This is a genomic window from Halorubrum sp. SP3, assembly GCF_005435195.1.
GTDB lineage: Archaea > Halobacteriota > Halobacteria > Halobacteriales > Haloferacaceae > Halorubrum > Halorubrum sodomense.
This window is the reverse complement of sequence record NZ_SGTU01000209.1, coordinates 1-240: the sequence shown is the minus strand read 5'-3', so window position 1 is coordinate 240 and position 240 is coordinate 1. Positions and strand designations below refer to the sequence as shown.

Annotated in this window: 1 protein-coding gene; it reads right to left on the bottom strand. The window is 44.6% G+C overall.

What is annotated here, in order from left to right:
• Positions 1 to 142 (bottom strand): hypothetical protein (locus tag EXE42_RS20865; RefSeq protein ID WP_369333803.1); only part of this gene is annotated, 142 nt, incomplete at its 3' end.
• Positions 143 to 240: the final 98 nt, after the last annotated feature.

Genomic DNA, 240 nt, shown 5'->3' with positions numbered 1-240 from the left:
CGAACACAAGGCCTGACAATCCAAGGCCAATACTAACCGCAGCAACTTGAAGAATAATACGGACAATTGACTGGATTGAGGTCAATATTCCCGAGATATGGACGTTTTGGGTTCCGGACAGCCCCGACCTAACGGTAGTCATTGCTGTCCCAGAGATAACAAGAATAACGAGGAAGTACGTTGAGTAAGGGCGTGTAATATAATCAGTCACCTGCTTAGAAAACAGAAAGAGAAAGAATG